The sequence below is a fragment of the Kitasatospora sp. NBC_00374 genome, assembly GCF_041434935.1.
Lineage (GTDB): Bacteria > Actinomycetota > Actinomycetes > Streptomycetales > Streptomycetaceae > Kitasatospora.
Window position 1 is genome coordinate 2,213,564 of sequence record NZ_CP107964.1, and the last position, 16,268, is coordinate 2,229,831.

The 16,268-nt window shown below is 74.9% G+C and carries 14 protein-coding genes; 6 read left to right on the forward strand and 8 right to left on the reverse strand.

The genetic code is table 11. The features are described from left to right. Positions 1-119: 119 nt before the first annotated feature. From OG871_RS09885 to OG871_RS09895, 3 genes are all read right to left on the reverse strand, one after another. On the reverse strand, positions 120-494 hold the full coding sequence (locus OG871_RS09885) for a hypothetical protein (RefSeq protein WP_371496015.1): 375 nt from the start codon (positions 492-494) through the stop codon (positions 120-122). A 141-nt stretch (positions 495-635) separates the two neighbouring features. Next, entirely contained in the window at positions 636-3,524 is a 2,889-nt protein-coding gene (locus tag OG871_RS09890; RefSeq protein WP_371496017.1) for an AAA family ATPase, read from the reverse strand. A 154-nt stretch (positions 3,525-3,678) separates the two neighbouring features. Then, on the reverse strand, positions 3,679-4,092 hold the full coding sequence (locus OG871_RS09895) for a hypothetical protein (protein ID WP_371496018.1): 414 nt from the start codon (positions 4,090-4,092) through the stop codon (positions 3,679-3,681). Positions 4,093-4,221: 129 nt separating this feature from the next. Here OG871_RS09895 and OG871_RS09900 point away from each other — a divergent pair, with 129 nt between their 5' ends. Beyond that, on the forward strand, positions 4,222-4,950 hold the full coding sequence (locus OG871_RS09900; RefSeq protein ID WP_371496020.1) for a MerR family transcriptional regulator: 729 nt from the start codon (positions 4,222-4,224) through the stop codon (positions 4,948-4,950). A 57-nt stretch (positions 4,951-5,007) separates the two neighbouring features. On the opposite strand, the gene OG871_RS09905 is transcribed toward OG871_RS09900, so the two are convergent. From OG871_RS09905 to OG871_RS09920, 4 genes are read right to left on the reverse strand one after another with little or no spacing between them, the layout of a single operon-like run. Beyond that, complete coding sequence (locus OG871_RS09905; RefSeq protein WP_371496022.1) at positions 5,008-7,173, reverse strand: 3-hydroxyacyl-CoA dehydrogenase NAD-binding domain-containing protein; 2,166 nt, start codon at positions 7,171-7,173, stop codon at positions 5,008-5,010. Between the two features lie 19 nt (positions 7,174-7,192). Continuing rightward, positions 7,193-8,407, reverse strand: a complete 1,215-nt coding sequence (locus OG871_RS09910; RefSeq protein WP_371496023.1) for an acetyl-CoA C-acetyltransferase — start codon at positions 8,405-8,407, stop codon at positions 7,193-7,195. 24 nt (positions 8,408-8,431) lie between these two features. Beyond that, positions 8,432-9,574, reverse strand: a complete 1,143-nt coding sequence (locus tag OG871_RS09915; protein WP_371496025.1) for an acyl-CoA dehydrogenase family protein — start codon at positions 9,572-9,574, stop codon at positions 8,432-8,434. Positions 9,575-9,588: 14 nt separating this feature from the next. Continuing rightward, positions 9,589-10,638 (reverse strand): CaiB/BaiF CoA transferase family protein, encoded by a 1,050-nt coding sequence (locus tag OG871_RS09920; protein ID WP_371503261.1) that lies wholly within the window; start codon positions 10,636-10,638, stop codon positions 9,589-9,591. 269 nt (positions 10,639-10,907) lie between these two features. On the opposite strand from OG871_RS09920, the gene OG871_RS09925 reads away from it, so the two are divergent. The 4 genes from OG871_RS09925 (at position 10,908) to OG871_RS09940 (ending at position 14,053) form a co-directional block, all read left to right on the forward strand. Then, entirely contained in the window at positions 10,908-11,171 is a 264-nt protein-coding gene (locus OG871_RS09925; protein ID WP_371496026.1) for a DUF1876 domain-containing protein, read from the forward strand. Between the two features lie 145 nt (positions 11,172-11,316). Beyond that, complete coding sequence (locus OG871_RS09930) at positions 11,317-12,525, forward strand: sensor histidine kinase (protein WP_371496027.1); 1,209 nt, start codon at positions 11,317-11,319, stop codon at positions 12,523-12,525. After that, complete coding sequence (locus OG871_RS09935) at positions 12,522-13,235, forward strand: response regulator (RefSeq protein ID WP_371496029.1); 714 nt, start codon at positions 12,522-12,524, stop codon at positions 13,233-13,235. Before OG871_RS09930 ends, OG871_RS09935 begins: the two co-directional genes overlap by 4 nt. Positions 13,236-13,339: 104 nt before the next feature. Continuing rightward, complete coding sequence (locus tag OG871_RS09940; RefSeq protein ID WP_371496031.1) at positions 13,340-14,053, forward strand: Pr6Pr family membrane protein; 714 nt, start codon at positions 13,340-13,342, stop codon at positions 14,051-14,053. 163 nt (positions 14,054-14,216) lie between these two features. Here OG871_RS09940 and aroA read toward each other — a convergent pair whose 3' ends face one another. Then, the gene (gene aroA / locus OG871_RS09945; protein WP_371496033.1) at positions 14,217-15,446 is read right to left on the reverse strand and encodes a 3-phosphoshikimate 1-carboxyvinyltransferase; all 1,230 of its coding nucleotides are present in this window, start codon (positions 15,444-15,446) and stop codon (positions 14,217-14,219) included. A gap of 290 nt (positions 15,447-15,736) precedes the next feature. On the opposite strand from aroA, the gene OG871_RS09950 reads away from it, so the two are divergent. Beyond that, on the forward strand, positions 15,737-16,237 hold the full coding sequence (locus OG871_RS09950) for a SigE family RNA polymerase sigma factor (RefSeq protein WP_371496035.1): 501 nt from the start codon (positions 15,737-15,739) through the stop codon (positions 16,235-16,237). Positions 16,238-16,268 lie beyond the last annotated feature (31 nt).

Consider the following 16,268-nt stretch of genomic DNA (forward strand, 5'->3'; position numbering starts at 1 on the left):
GCGCCCCGGCGCCGCGCCACCGCACGCGGACCGGGGCGCGGCGCCGTGTCCGGGATCCGCGTCCGGATCCGTGTCCGGGATCCGCGTCCGGCCGACGAGCCGGGGGCCGGACCCGGAGGTCAGGCCGGGAGCGGGGTGCGCGGCCGGGCTCGGGAGGGGAGTTCCAGGACCTCGCAGCCGTGCCCGGCGATCTGCCGACGCAGGCTCCCGGCCCGGTCGTCGTCGAGCGACAGGACGAACCCGCCCGGCAGCAGCAGCGCCCGGTAGACCCCGGCGGCCACCAGCTCCAGCAGGTGCTCCAGCCGCGGCAGCGGGCCGCCGGAGGGCAGGCCGTTGTCGAGGAAGACCTCCGGGTCGGGCAGGCCGAGCCGGTCCGCGTACTGCTGCAGGGCGATCCGGTGGGGCTCCATCCGCCACGGATCGTGGGGGTAGCACCTCAGGTAGGCCGCGACCCGGTGGGGGGCCGGGTCGGCGGGGCGGCCGCGGAGTGTCATGGGGGCTCCGTCCAGGTGAGGGGGTGGCGGCCCCCTGCGGGGAACATCGAGTGGTGTTCCCGGGACCAGCAAACGGCCCGGCCGGCTGCCGGATCAATGCGTACCCTCACCCATTCGGACGGCGGAACCGTGGGTATCGGCTCAGCCGGTGTCGCCCCCCGGCCCGGAGCCGAGCGCCGAGGCCAGCGCCTTCCGGCTCACCCCGAGCTTTCGCAGGATGCTCGCCACATGGTGCTCGACCGTACGGGCGGACAGGAACAGCGCCTGGGCGACGTCCTGGTTGGTGGCGCCCTGGGCGACCAGCTCCGCCACCTGCCGCTCCCGGGGCGACAGCCCCTCCCCGTAGCCGCGGCGGCCCGGTGACGCCGTCCGGGTCAGGCCCAGCTCGCGCAGGGTGTGCTGGCAGCGGGCGGCGTCGGAGGTCGCACCGAGCGCGGTGAAGGCGTCCGCGGTCCGGGCCAGCCGGGCCGCCGCGCTCTCGGGATCGGCGTCGGCCAGCGCGCGGGCCAGGTGCTCGGCGGCGAGCGCCGCGTCGTACGGCCGGCCGATCTCCGCCCACCCGGCCCGCGCCCGCTCGAACTGCCGGGCGGCCTCCTCCGGCCGTGCCTCCCGCAGCAGGAGGCCCCGGGCGAGGTGCAGTCCGACGGTGGCGGCGGGGGCGTCCCGGCCCGTCAGGCCCTGCGCGGCGTCCTCGGCCAGCCGGCCGGCGGCCGCGCGGTCGCCGCAGGCCAGCAGCGCCTCGACGGCCGGCGGGAGAAGTTCCGCCCCGCGCGCCCACGCACCGGCCCGGCGCAGCGCGGCCACCGCCGGGGTGACGGCCGCCACGGCCTCCTCGGTGGCGCCCTCGGCGAGCCGGAGCGCGGCGAGCCCGGCGGCGGCGCGCAGCACCATGGTCACCTGGGACTCCCGGTCGGCGTACGCGGCGGCCGCCGCGAAGCAGGCGCGGGCCCGGGCGCGGCGACCGCGGGCGGCCCCCGTCCGGCCGGCCAGCAGGGCCTGCTCGGCGCCAGCCATCGCCAGGTCGGGGAACTCGGTGCCGAGCGCGGCGAAACGCTCGTCCAGCCGCTCCCAGCGGCCGGCCAGGCCCTCCAGGCGCAGCAACGCGATCCGGCTGTAGCACTCCAGGTAGGGGATGCCGGCCGCGCGGGCGAGGCGGCGGCTCTCCCGCAGGAGGTCCGCCGCCCGGCCGTCGTGGCCGAGTTCGACGGCGATGTCGCCTACGTTGTAGAGCGCCCGGGCGCTCTGGCGGACCACCTCCGGGTTGCCGGCGGTGCGCGGCAGCTCGCCCAGCCGCGGCCACACCGCGGGGTCGCCGGCCCGGGCCAGGAAGGTGAGGCGGGTGGCGCGGACGGCGGCGGCGGTGGCCTCGTCGGGCGCGGCCGCCAGGGTGCGGTCGGCGCGGTCGAGCCAGCTCCAGGCGTGGTCGCCGGCGCCGTCCCGTTCGTTCATGGCGAGGGCCACCATCGCGCGGGCGGCCCGGTCCGGGCGGTCGGCGAGCTCCTCGACGGCCTGTTCGATCTCCCGGTAGCCGGCGCGGTCGCCGCCCTGGGTGGCCATCAGGATGCCGAGGGTCAGCCGGATCTCGCCGCGGTCGGCGGCGGACAGCCGCGGGTCCGCGATGATCCGGGTCAGGGCACCGGCGCTGGCGGTGGAGTCGACGCCGTTGGCGGCGATCCGCGACAGCGCGAGGGCGATCCGGCCGCGCTGCTCCTCGCCGAGCTCCGGTTCGGCCAGGATCCGGCGCAGCATGGCCTCGGCGGTGCCGGTGTCACCGAGGGCGACGGCCTGGTCGGCGGCGGCCTCCGCGACCCGCAGCCAGGCCCGGTGGTCACCCAGCGCGCGGGTGTGGTGGGCGATCTGCACCAGCGGCGGCGGGGACTGGGCGTCGAGGGCCGCGATGGCCCGGCGGTGCAGGAGGGTCCGGCGGGGGCCGGGGATGCGCCGGTGGGCGACCTGCTGGGCGAGGGCGTGCCGGAAGCCGTAGCGGGCCGGGGAACTCTCGTGCAGCGCGGCGGCCTGCAGGGCCTCGGTGAGGCCGAGCGCGGTCTGCTCGGGGTCGAGCCCGGCGACCCGGGCGAGGAGGTCCTCGCCCGCGGGCACGCCGAGGACCGCGGCGGCGTCGGCGACGGCCGCGGCGGCGGGCGGGAGCGCGGCGAGGCGCTCGGTGACGGCGTCGCGCAGGCCGCGGGGCACCTCGGCGTGCTCCAGGTCCGCGGTCAGGTCGGCGGCGTCGGCGAGGCCGCCCGGTCGGCCCTGCTCGCAGAGGGTGATCAGGTCCTCCTCGGCGACCAGCGGCAGGCCCTCACTGCGCTCGAACAGGACCCTGGTCAGCGCGGGGGTGGCCTGCGGGCCGAGGGCGGCGAGCGCCAGTTCGTGGACCTCCGGCTCGGCCAGCGGGGTGAGCGCGATCCTGGTGCCGCCGACGCCGGGCGGCCGGCGGTAGGCGGCGCCGAGGACGGGGGTGTCGCGGGGCAGGTCCTCGGCGCGGTAGGTGAGCAGCAGGGCGAGCTCGGGCGGCAGGTCGCGGGCCAGCAGGAGGAGCAGGTCGCGGGTGGCCTCGTCGACCCAGTGCATGTCCTCGACGACCAGGACGGCGGGGCCGATCGCGGTCAGGAACGAGCGGACGGCCTGGACCAGGCGGTACCGTCCGGCGCCGGTGTCCCCGGGGGCGGGCGGCAGCCGGTCCGCGAGGTCCGGCAGCAGCGGGGCCAGCGCGCCCGCGCTCGGCGGGATCAGCGCGGGCGCGGGCAGCCGGGGCCCCGCCGCGCGCAGCGCGTCCACCACCGGGCCGAACGGGAACGGCTCGCGCAGCGGGTGGCAGAAGCCGGTCAGGACCTGCCGGCCCTCGGCGGCCAGGGCGGCGGTGGCCTCGGCGACCAGGCGGGACTTGCCGATGCCGGCCTCGCCCTCGACCAGGACGACCGACGGGGGCCGGCGCAGCGCGGCGAGCAGCAGGGCGAGCTCCCGGCGGCGTCCGACGAAGCCGAAGCCGCCGCCGGGCGCGCGGGTGTCCTGACCGGCCGGGGTCATGCCGGCCGGCCGGGTGCGCCGGTGCGCGGGGGGCGGTGCGCGGTGGTCATGCCTTCATGATGACCGGGGGTGGCGCGGGCCGGGGCGGCCGGGGTTCCCCAACCGGCGGGTCACCGGCCGCCGGGTCGCCGACCGGCGGGTCACCGACCGGGGGTCACCAGTCACGCCACTCGTCGGTGATCCCGTGGCGGCCGAGGCCGTGACGGGCGGTCAGGGCGTCGAGGTCGACGCCCGCCTCGGTGAGCGCGGTGTCGATGTAGTCGCAGAGCCGTTCGCGTTCGTCGGTCTCGTAGCCGGCGCCGCCGTGCTCCTCGTTGACCGCGTTGAGGGCGAGCACGACCCGCCGGACGGCGCCGAGGAGCCGCGCGTCGGACGGCGCTTCGGACGCCACGTCGAGCGCGCCGAGCTCGGTCTCGAAGGCGGCCAGCACCTCGTCGGTGCGGCGCAGCAGGGAGTCGGGGAAGAGCCGGGACATGAACGCCTCGTCGGGGCCGAGCTGCCCCGCGGCGAGCGCACGGGCCTCCTCGGCGACACCCGTGCGCCAGTGATCGGTGGGTCGGACAGCCATGGCGGGAGGTTAGCGGCGGGCACCGACAGCGCGGTGGCCGGCGGCGGTCGGCCTGCTGGACCGGTGCGGACGGGCGGTGTCACACTGCTGCTGTCACAGTGCTGCTGCATCACGTTCCGAGGACGGACCATGACGGCTACTCCCCCGGCTCCGCCGCGCCTGACCGTCGACGAGCTCGCGGCCCGGGCCGGGGTGACCGTCCGCACGCTGCGGTTCTACGGCGCGAAGGGGCTGCTGCCCCCGCCCGAGCTCGGGCCGCGGCGGGTCGGGCACTACGGGCCGGAGCACCTGGGGCGGCTGGAGCTGATCGAGGAGCTGCAGCGGCAGGGGCTGACGCTGGCGGCGATCGAACGCTATCTGGCCCAGCTGCCCGAGGACATCAGCTCGCTCGACCTGGCCATCCACCGGGCGCTGGTGGCCTCCTGGACACCGGAGGCGGCGGAGGAGGCCACCAGGGCGCAGATCGAGCGGCGGGCCGGGCGGACGCTGACCGACACCGACGTGGACCGGCTGACCGCGATGGGGGCGCTGCACCGCACCGACGACCCGGAGGTGTTCAAGGTCGACCCGGGTCTGCTGCCGCTCGGGGTGCGGGTGCTGGACGTGCCGATCCCGCTGGAGACGCTGGTGGCGGCCCGGGCGGTGGTACGGCTGCACAGCCAGGCGACCGCGCACGACCTGCACCGGCTGTTCCGGGAGACGGTCTGGAAGCCGTACCGGGAGAGCGACCCGCCGGCGGAGGAGCTGGAGCGGATGAAGCTGCTGACGGACCAGATCCAGCCGATGGTGGTGCAGGCGCTGGTGACGGCCTTCCAGCGGTCGCTGGCGGACGAGTTGGCGGCGGGGGGCGCGGGCTGAGGCTCCGCCCGGGGGCGCGGGTGTGCCGCGCCCCCGGAGTACCGGCCCGGCGGCCGGTCAGTCGGTGAAGGTGCGGCCGTCGGCGGCCATCTGCTCCAGCAGGGCCGGCGGCTGGAAGCGCTCGCCGTAGGCGGCGGCCAGTTCGCGGGCGCGGGCGGTGAAGCCGGGGAGGCCGCCGCGGTAGCCGTTGATGTACTGGAGCACACCGCCGGTCCAGGCGGGGAAGCCGATGCCGAGGATGGAGCCGATGTTGGCGTCGGCGACCGAGGTGAGGACGTTCTCCTCCAGGCAGCGGACCGAGTCCAGGGCCTCGGCGAAGAGCATCCGCTCCTTCATGTCCTCGAACGGGATCTCGGCGCCCGGCCGCGCGAAGTGCTCGCGCAGGCCCGGCCACAGGCGGGTGCGGTGGCCGTCCCGGTAGTCGTAGAAGCCCGCGCCGCCGCTGCGGCCGGGCCGGTCGAACTCGTCGAGCATCCGGTCCATCACCACGTCGGCCGGGTGCTCGGACCAGCTGCCGCCGGCCTCCTCGATCGCCCGCCGGGCCTCGTTGCGGATCTTGCGGGGCAGGGTGAGGGTGAGTTCGTCCAGCAGCGACAGGACCTTGGCCGGGTAGCCGGCCTGGGCGGCGGCCTGCTCGACCGAGACCGGGTCGAGGCCCTCGCCGACCATGGCGACGCCCTCGTTGATGAACTGGCCGATCACCCGGGAGGTGAAGAAGCCGCGCGAGTCGTTCACCACGATCGGGGTCTTGTTGATCTGGCGGACCAGGTCGAAGGCGCGGGCCAGTGCCTCGTCGCCGGTCTGCGGGCCGCGGATGATCTCCACCAGCGGCATCCTGTCGACCGGCGAGAAGAAGTGCAGGCCGATGAAGTCGGCGCTGCGGGTGACGCCTTCGGCGAGCAGGGCGATCGGGAGGGTGGAGGTGTTGGAGCAGAGCAGCGCGTCGGGGGCGACGACGTCCTGGACCTCCTGGAAGACCTTGTGCTTGAGCTCCGGGTTCTCGAAGACCGCCTCGATCACCGCGTCGCAGCCGGCCAGGTCGGCGGCGTCGGCGGTCGGGGTGATCCGGGCCAGCAGTTCCGCGCGCTGCTCGGGGGTGGTCCGGCCGCGGGCCACCGCCTTGTCCAGCAGACCGGCGGAGTAGGCCTTTCCGCGCTCGGCGGCCTCGGCGGTGACGTCCTTGAGCAGCACCTCGATGCCGGCCCGGGCGCAGGAGTACGCGATGCCCGCGCCCATCATGCCGGCGCCGAGCACCGCGACCTTGCGTACCGTGCGGGCCTCGACGCCCTTGGGGCGGCCCGCACCGGAGTTGACGGCCTGCATGTCGAAGAAGAAGGCCTGGATCATGTTCTTCGAGATCCGGCCGCAGGCCAGCTCGGTGAAGTAACGGGCCTCGATCACCATCGCGGTGTCGACGTCCACCTGGGCGCCCTCGACCGCGGCGGCCAGGATGTTGCGCGGGGCCGGGTAGTCGGCGCCGGCCAGCTGCTTGCGCAGGTTGGCCGGGAAGGCCGGCAGGTTGGCGGCGAGGGCGGGGGTGCTGGGGGTGCCGCCGGGGATCCGGTAGCCCTTGACGTCCCAGGGCTGGACGGCCTCCGGGTTGGCGGCCACGAAGGCGTGCGCCTTCTCCAGCATCTCCTCCCGGGTGGCGGCCAGTTCGTGCACCAGGCCGTTCTCCAGGGCCTGCGCCGGGCGGTACTGGCGGCCCTGCAGCAGGACCTTGAGCAGCGCGTCGGTGATCCCCATCATCCGCACGGTGCGGACCACGCCGCCGCCGCCGGGGAGCAGTCCGAGGGTGACCTCGGGCAGGCCGATCTTGCTGCCGGGCGCGTCCAGGGCGATCCGGTGGTGGCAGGCGAGGGCGATCTCCAGGCCGCCGCCGAGGGCCGCGCCGTTGATGGCGGCGACCACGGGCCTGCCGAGGGTCTCCAGGGCGCGCAGGGCGCGCTTGATCCGCATCGAGTTGGCGAAGACCTGGTCCGCGGTCTCCGGGGTGGCCGCGGAGATCAGCCGCAGGTCGCCGCCGGCGAAGAAGGTCTTCTTGGCGGAGGTGATGATCACGCCGCGCAGGCCGTCGGTCGCCTTCAGGCGCTCGACCGTCGCCTCCAGGGCGTCGGTGAAGGCGGCGTTCATGGTGTTGGCGGACTGGGCCGGGTCGTCGAGGACGAGGGTGACCACGCCGTCCTGGTCCTGCTCCCAGCGGATGGCAGTCGTGTTGCTCATGAGGTGAAGGTCTCCCGTTTCAGATGCGCTCGATGACGGTGGCGACGCCCATACCGCCGCCGACGCAGAGGGTGGCCAGGCCGTAGCGGAGGTCGCGGCGCTCCAGCTCGTCGATCAGGGTGCCGATCAGCATCGCGCCGGTCGCGCCCAGGGGGTGCCCGAGGGCGATCGCGCCGCCGTTGACGTTCACCTGGTCGTGCCGGAAGCCGAGTTCGCGGATGAAGCGCAGCGCGACGGCGGCGAACGCCTCGTTGATCTCGACCAGGTCGATGTCGGCGGCGTTCAGGCCGGCCTTGGCGAGGGCCTTGCGGGTGGCGGGGGCCGGGCCGGTCAGCATGATGGTGGGCTCGGAGCCGGAGACGGCGGCGGACACGATCCGGGCGCGCGGGCGCAGCCCGTACCGTTCGCCGATCTCGCGGGAGCCGATCGCGACCAGGGCCGCGCCGTCCACGATGCCGGAGGAGTTGCCGGCGTGGTGGACGTGGTCGATGGACTCGACCCAGTGGTACTTCTGCAGGGCGACGGCGTCGAAGCCGCCGGCCTCGCCGATGCCGGCGAAGGAGGGCTTGAGGCCGGCCAGGGTCTCCACGGTCGTGCCGGGGCGGATGAACTCGTCGCGGTCGAGCACCACCAGGCCGTTGCGGTCCTTGACCGGGACGACGGAGCGGTCGAACAGGCCGTCGGCCTGGGCCTTGGCGGCGCGGGCCTGGGACTCGGCGGCGAAGGCGTCCACGTCGGTGCGGGACAGGCCCTCGATGGTGGCGATCAGGTCGGCGCCGATGCCCTGCGGGACGAAGCCGGTCTGGTAGCTGGTCATCGGGTCCATCGCCCAGGCGCCGCCGTCGGAGCCCATCTTCACCCGGGACATCGACTCGACCCCGCCGGCCAGGATGAGGTCCTCCCAGCCGGACCGGACCTTGGCGGCGGCCAGGTTGACGGCCTCCAGGCCGGAGGCGCAGAAGCGGTTCTCCTGGACGCCGGCGACGGTGTCCGGCAGTCCGGCCGCGATGGCGGCGATCCGGGCGATGTCGGAGCCCTGGTCGCCGATCGGGCTGACCACGCCGAGCACGATGTCGTCGATCGCGGCCGGGTCCAGTCCGGGGAACCGGGCCCGGAGTTCGTGGATCAGACCGACCACGAGGTCGATCGGCTTGGTGCCGTGCAGCGAGCCGTTCGCTTTGCCCCGGCCTCGCGGTGTGCGGATAGCGTCGTAGACGTACGCTTCGGTGGTCACGGTGGGTGCCTTTCCGGGAAGGGTCTAACCGAGGAGGGAGCGGCCGATGATCTCTTTCATGATCTCGGTCGTGCCGCCGTAGATGGTCTGGATCCGGCCGTCGGTGAACGCCCTGGCGACCGGGAACTCCGTCATGTAGCCGTAGCCGCCGTGCAGTTGGAGGCAGCGGTCGGCGGTGCGCTTCTGCAGTTCGGTGGCCCACCACTTGGCCATCGAGGCGTCCACCGGGGTGAGCGCGTAGCGGTTGTGCTCGGTGACGCAGCGGTCGACGAAGGTCCGGGTGACGGCGCACTCGGTGGCCAGCTCGGCGATCTCGAAGCGGACGTGCTGGAGCTTGGCCAGCGGCCGGCCGAAGGCGGTGCGCTGCTTCACGTACGCGGTGGTGAGCTCGACCAGGTGCTCGGCGCCCGCGATCGCCGCGACCGCGATGGCCAGCCGCTCCTGGGCGAGGTTGCGCATCAGGTACAGGAAGCCCTGGTTCTCCTCGCCGAGCAGGTTCTCCTTGGGGACGCGGACGTCGGTGAAGAACAGCTCGGCGGTGTCCTGGGACTTCTGGCCGATCTTGTCGAGGTTGCGGCCGCGTTCGAAGCCCGCCATGCCGCGCTCCACCACCAGCAGGCTGAGCCCGTGCGCACCGCCCTCGGGGGTGGTGCGGGCGACCACCACGACCAGGTCGGACAGGATGCCGTTGGAGATGAAGGTCTTGCTGCCGTTGAGCAGGTAGTGGTCCCCCCGGTCGACCGCCGAGGTGCGGATGCCCTGCAGGTCGGAGCCGGTGCCGGGCTCGGTCATCGCGATGGCGGTGACCAGCTCGCCGGTACAGAAGCCGGGCAGCCAGCGCCGCTTCTGCTCCTCGGTGCCGAGCGAGGCGAGGTACGGGCCGATGATGTCGTTGTGCAGGCCGAGTGCCAGTCCGCTGACCCCGGCGCGGGTGAACTCCTCGGCCAGTACGGTCGCGAAGCGGAAGTCGGCGGTGCCACCGCCGCCGTACTCCTCGGGGACGGCCATGCCGAGCAGGCCCTGCCGGCCGGCGGCCCGCCAGGCGTCGCGGTCGACGATGCCGGCCTGCTCCCAGCGGTCGTAGTGCGGCAGCACCTCCTTGGCCAGAAAGGCCTTCACGGTCTCCCGGAACGCCTCGTGCTCCTCGGTGTAGAGCTCTCGTTGCACCTGGGTCGGTCCTCTCAGGGGGTGGGCCCGGGGTCCAGCCCCGGCACCCGCCAGTCCTCGGCCACTTCCGCGGTGTGCTGGCCGGGCCGGCTGGGCGGGCGGCGCAGCGATCCGGGGGTGGCGGAGAACCGCGGGGCCGGGGCGGGCTGGGTGATGCCGTCGTGGGTGGGGTAGGTGGCACGGGCGGCCAGGTGCGGGTGCTCGGCGGCCTGGCGCAGGGTCAGGACGGGTGCGACGCAGGCGTCCGCGCTCTCGAAGACCGCCGTCCAGTCGGCCTGGGTGCGGGTGGCGAAACGGTCGGCGATCCTGGTCCGCAGCTCGGGCCAGCGCGCGAGGTCGTACTGGGCGGGGGCGTCCTCGCCGAGGTCCAGCAGGTGGGCGAACTCGGCGTAGAACTGCGGCTCCAGCGCCCCGACGGCCATGTACCGGTCGTCGGCGGTGCGGTAGGTGTCGTACCAGGGGGCACCGCCGTCCAGCAGGTTGACGCCCCGGCGGTCGTGCCACTGGCCGGCCGCGAGCAGCCCCCAGAGGATCGAGGTGAGGTGGGCGGTACCGTCCACGATGGCGGCGTCGACCACCTGGCCCTGGCCGGTCCGCTCGGCGTGGCGCAGTGCGGCGAGCAGGCCCACGACCAGGTAGAGCGAGCCGCCGGCGTAGTCGCCGAGCAGGTTGGCGGGGATGGCCGGGGGGCCGTCGGCGGGGCCGATCAGGCCGAGCGCGCCGGCGGTGGCGGTGTAGCCGATGTCGTGGCCGGCCCGGGCGGCCAGCGGGCCGCTCTGGCCCCAGCCGGTCATCCGGCCGTAGACGAGGGCGGGGTTGCGGGCGAGGCAGGGTTCGGGGCCGACGCCGAGGCGTTCGGCGACGCCCGGGCGGTAGCCCTCGATCAGCAGGTCGGCCCGTTCGACCAGGTCCAGCACCAGGCCGGGGCCGCCGGCGCTCTTGAGGTCGACCAGCACCGAGCGCTTGTTGCGGTTGGTGAGGTCGAAGGCCGGGTCGGGTCCGATCGGGGGCGGCCCCGGGCGGTCCACCCGGACGACGTCGGCGCCCAGGTCGGCCAGCAGCATGGCGGCGAACGGCCCCGGCCCGATCCCGGCCAGTTCCAGCACGCGCAGCCCGGCCAGCGGCCCGGCTCCGGTCGTCTCAGCCACTGCTCGGCCTCCTGGGCTCGACCGTGTTCGCCATGTTTGACAGTGAAGCTGTCACAGTCGTGATGATAGGCAGTTGACCCGCCGGTAACAAGGGTCGCACCCCCTGCCCCTCGGCCCTCCTTGCGAACGGCGGCGGGCAGGCGGATTCTGGGGCTGACGCTCCCGTTCCGGAGAGGTGATCTGCCGTGCACAATCACTGGATCGTCGATCTCGACTTCGACGAGGACGAGGACCGCACCACCTGCACCGCCAAACTCAGCGGTTTCAGCGCCCCCGGCGCCCTCGGCGTCGGCGTCGCCCGCCGCAGCCCCGACGACACCCCGGACTCCACGGTCGGCGAGGAACTCGCCGCCGCCCGGGCCTGCTCCGACCTGGCCCACGCCCTGATCGACCAGGCCGCCGACGGCATCCAACGGCGCACCCACGAGAGCGCCCACCTGCACTACTGACCGCGGTCGCCTCCCCCGCGCGGGGGAGCGGGATCGGCCGCCGGTCGGACGCGCGCGCCGGGCCCGGACGGCAGGCTCGGGGCATGGTCCCCGACGCCCCGGAACACCCGCACCGCGCCCACCGGGCTGACGTAGAGTCAGCCCGGTGAAGGCACTGATCGGGGGGCGGGCCGCACGGCGCTGGGTGCACCTGGTGCTCGGCGGCGCACTGCTGATGCCGTACTGGCTGCTGTCCCTGGTGGTGCTGACCGCGGTCCACCGCGGTGGCGGCGACGCCGGGCACGCGGTGGTCCTGCAACTACTGGCCCTCGCGACCTCGCTGCCCGCGGCCGCCGTGACCGCCCTCGTCCCGGTGGTGCGGGTGCTGGAGGCGACCGCGGCTCGGGCGCTGTGCGCGGGAGCGGACGGCGAGCTGGCCGTCACCCCCTCGCACTCCTGGGCGGCCCGCCGGCGCACCGCCGTCTGGTACGTGCTCCACCTGCTGCTCGGCGGCGTCGTGGCCGGCATGTCGCTGGCCGTGCCGCCGGCCGTGGTGGCCCTGCTGCTGTTCCCCGACCCCGAGTGGACCCGGATGTACTTCGGCGACCACCCGGCACCCGCGCCGCTGCTCGCGGCCGGCCTGGTGACCCTGCTGCTGGCCGCCAACGCGGCGGCCGGCACCTGCCTGGCCCGGCTCGCCCCGCGACTGCTCGGGCCCACCCCCGCCGAGCGGCTCGCCGCCGCCGAGGCACGGGTGGTGGAACTGGCCCACCGCAACCGGCTGGCCCGGGAACTGCACGACTCCGTCGGGCACGCGCTCAGCGCGGTCACCATCCAGGCCGCCGCCGTCGGCCGGGTCCTGCGCAGCGACCCGGAGTTCGCGGCCGAGGCGCTCCGGGCGATCGAGGAGACCGCGCGGGCGGCCGTCGCCGAACTGGACACCGTCCTCGGTGTGCTGCGCGAGGAGGAACTCGCCCCCACCGGCCCGACGCTCACCGAACTCGACTCCCTGATCCGGCAGATGCGGCTCTCCGGGGTCAACGTCGACACCCGCACCGGGCCCGGGCTCGGCCGCCTGCCCGCCACCCTCTCCCGGGAGGCCTACCGGATCGTCCAGGAGGGCCTCACCAACGTGCTGCGGCACGCCGGGCCGGTACCCGCCCGGCTCCGGATCGACCTCCGCGAAGGACGCCTGAACGTGGAACTGACCAATCCGCTCGGCGTCGGCCGGCCCTCCCGGCCGGGCGGCGGACGCGGCCTGCGCGGCATGGCCGAACGGGCCGCCGCCCTGCGCGGCGACTGCCACTCCGGCCCCACCGAGGACGGCCGGGGCTGGCGCCTGACCGCCGGTCTCCCGACCGGGGACCCGCGGTGACCGGCGCGCCGCGCCCCCCGATCCGGGTGGTGATCGCCGACGACGAGCGGCTGGTGCGCACCGGGCTGCGGGTGGTGCTCGACTTCGAACCGGACATCACCGTGGTCGGCGAGGCCGCGACCGGCGCCGAGGTCGTACCGCTGGTGCGCGACCTGCGGCCGGACGTGGTGCTGATGGACGTCCGGATGCCGGAGGTGAACGGCATCGACGCCACCCGGCAGCTGGCCGGCGGGCTCGACCGGCCACCCCGGATCCTGGTGGTCACCACCTTCGAGAACGACGACTACGTGTACGAGGCGCTGCGGGCCGGCGCCGCCGGATTCCTGCTGAAGCGGGCCCGCGCGGAGGAGATGGTGCACGCCGTCCGGCTGGCCGCGCACGGCGACTCGCTGCTCTTCCCGTCCTCCGTCCGCGGCCTCGCCGCCGGGGAGGCCGACCGGCGCGGCGCGGCCGGGCCGGGCGGCCAGGGCGAGGGCGGCAGCGGCAGCGGCCGCGGCCGGAACCCGATCGACCGGCTCACCGGCCGGGAGGGCGAGGTGCTGCGGCTGATGGCCGCCGGCCTCAGCAACGGCGAGATCGCCGAACGGCTGGTGGTCAGCCCGGAGACGGTGAAGACCCACGTCGGCAGCGTGCTGGCGAAGCTGGGCGCCCGCGACCGGACCCAGGCGGTGATCGCCGCGTACGAGTCCGGCTTCGTCCGGCCGGGGTAGCGGGACGTCCGGGGCCGCGCCTTCCTCGGATGTGCTACCGGCGGGTAGAGTGCGGCATTCGTCCGCATCCCCGGGTGAACCCCCTGACACGAACTGGTGAACGCATGTCAGTCTGGACCCGCCCCGCACTGTGGTGGCGCCTGGCCATCGTGATCTCCGCCGGGCTCGGGCTGATCCTCAGCAACAGCTCGCTGGTGTACTTCACCATCGAGAGCAACGTGATCGTGCTCGGCTACTTCGCCTCCGCCGTCTACTGGATGGCCCGGCGCGGCACGGTCGACGCCCCCGCGCCCAGGCTGCGCGGGGCCGCCACGCTGTACATCACCATCACCGGCCTGGTCGCCCACATCCTGCTCAACCACGGCGTGAGCCCGCTGCCCGGCCTGGGCTCCGGCCCCGCCCAGCTGCAGAACTGGTCGAGCTTCCTGCTGCACTACACCACGCCGGTCATGGTCCTCGTCGACTGGCTCTGCCTCAAGCCGCGCAACGCCTCCCGCTGGCGCGACCTGCCGCTGTGGCTCGTCTTCCCGCTCGGCTACGCCGTGGTCACCGAGGTCCGCGCCGCGCTCTTCCCCTCGTTCCCGCTGAAGTACCCGTACTTCTTCCTCGACCCGAGCATCGAGGGCCACGCCTGGGTGGCCGGCCAGATCGCCCAGCTCACCGTCGAGTTCGTGCTGCTCGCCGCCCTCGTCATCGGTCTGGACCGCCTCGGCACCCTGATCAACCGCAAGCTCCGGCCGACCCCGACCCCGGCCCCGGCCCCGGCCCCGGCCGACCCCGCCGTGACCACGGCTCCCGCCACCGCCGGCAAGCGGTAGGCCGGAGCCCGCATCACACCGGCGGAGTCACGTGGCAGACGGCCACGGTGATCGGGTTGACGCCACCTTCCTCGATGGCCTCCGCCATGGCCTCGGTCTGCCCCGCGATCGCCCTCGTACCCTCGGGCGTGGGCGCTCGGGAGTACCGGGCCCGGGCCGCCGGTCAGGCGGCCGCCCAGGCGGCGAAGGCGTGGTGGAAGTCGGGGAAGGTCTTGCGGACGCAGCCCGGGTCGTCGTAGGTGATGCCCGGGGTGCGCAGGGCGGCCACGGCGAAGGACATCACGATGCGGTGGTCGCCGTGGGTCTCGATCTCGGCGGCGGCGGGGGTGCCGGGGTGGATCTCGATCCAGTCCCGGCCGGTGGCGACCGTGATGCCGAGCCGGCGGAGGTTCTGCGCGCAGGCCTCCAGACGGTCGCACTCCTTGATCCGGGTGTTGTAGACGTCCTCGATCCGGACCGGGCCGTCGGCGAACGGGGCGATCGCGGCCAGGGTCGGCATGGTGTCCGAGATGTCGCGCATGTTCACGGTCAGGCCGGACAGCCGGCCGCCGGGGGCGCCGGCCACCGTCACCCGGTCCGCCCGCAGGTCGACCCGGGCGCCCATCCGCTCCAGCACCTCGACGAACCGCAGGTCACCCTGGAGCGCCCCGGCGCCGAGGCCGGGCACGGTGACCTCGCGGCCGGTCAGTGCGGCGGCGGCGAAGAAGTAGCTGGCGGTGGACGCGTCCGGCTCGACCGGGTACGCGGTGGCCCGGTAGCCGCCCGGCGGCACCGAGAAGACGTCGCCGTCGCGCTGGACCGGGACGCCGAAGCTGCGCATCATCGCCAGGGTGATCTCGACGTACGGCGCGGAGACCAGGTCGGTGACGGTGATCCGCAGGCCCTCGCGGGTCAGCGGGCCGAGCAGCAGCAGCGCGGTCAGGTACTGGGAGGACAGGCCGGCGTCCAGCGTGACCTCGCCTCCCCGCACCCCGCGGGCGGCGATCCGCAGCGGGTGGTGGCCCTCGCGCTCCTCGTGGTGCAGCTCGACGCCGAGGGCGCGCAGCGCCTCGGTCAGCGGGGCGAGCGGACGGCGGCGCATCTGGGCGGAGGCGTCGAAGCGGAACTCGCCGTGGCCGGCGGCGGCCAGGGTGGGCAGGAAGCGCGCGGTGGTGGCGCCGTCCCTGCAGTACACCTCGGCGTCCTTGGCCGGGCCCTGCGGGCGGCCCTCGATCCGCCAGGCGCCGTCCGTCCGCTCGATGCCGTAGCCGAGCGCGGCCAGGCCCTCGGCGAAGCCCTCGGTGTCGTCGGAGGCCAGCGGGCGGAGCAGGGTGGTGGTGCCCTCCGCCGCGGCGGCCAGGAACAGGGCCCGGGCCGTCACCGACTTGGAACCGGGGATCTCGACGGTGGTCACGCTCTCTCCAGGGGTCTCGGGCCACGGGGTTCGCCCTGCCGATGATCGCCCCATCCTGCCCGCCGGGCCCGCCCCCGTGCCCGAGAGTGTCACCTGCTGGACGCCCTCACGCGCTGCACCGGGCCTCCAGCGCGGACACCGGGTGGGCGAACCGTCCCGAGTGATCGCGCCCGGTGGCGGCTGGGACGGCCGCGGCGGATGTGTCGGTCCTCACACCCGGGGCGACCTGTAACGTCCCGCCGGGGTCACGGCGTGGGTGTGGTGACATCGAAGCTTGGAAGGACAACCTGGTGGGGGAAGCACCCGCGGACTTCTTGGAGTTCGCACACGCCCGCAGCGGTCAGCTGTTCCGCAGCGCTTGCCTGCTGACCGGCGACTGGCACCTGGCGGAGGACCTGGTCCAGGAGACGCTGGCGAAGATGTACCGCTCCTGGCGCCGGATCGACCGCACCCAGCCGCCGGCCGCGTACGCGCACACCGTGCTGGTCCGCACCTTCATCTCCCAGCGGCGCCTCGGCCGTTCCGGGGAGCGGCCGTCCGAGCGCCTCCCGGAGGCCACCGCGCGCCCCGACGACCCCGCGCTGCGGCTGACCCTGGAGGACGGCCTGGCGGCGCTCGGGCCCAAGGACCGGGCCGTGCTGGTGCTGCGGTACTGGGAGGACCGCTCGGTGGAGGACACCGCCCGGGCCCTGCACCTCACCGCGGGCACGGTACGGACCCGCAGCTCGCGGGCACTGCAGCGGCTGAGACAGATCCTCGGCCAGGACTTCGCCGAGCTCAGCAGGCTCTGACGGTGCCGCCCACCCGTCCCCACCCAGACCG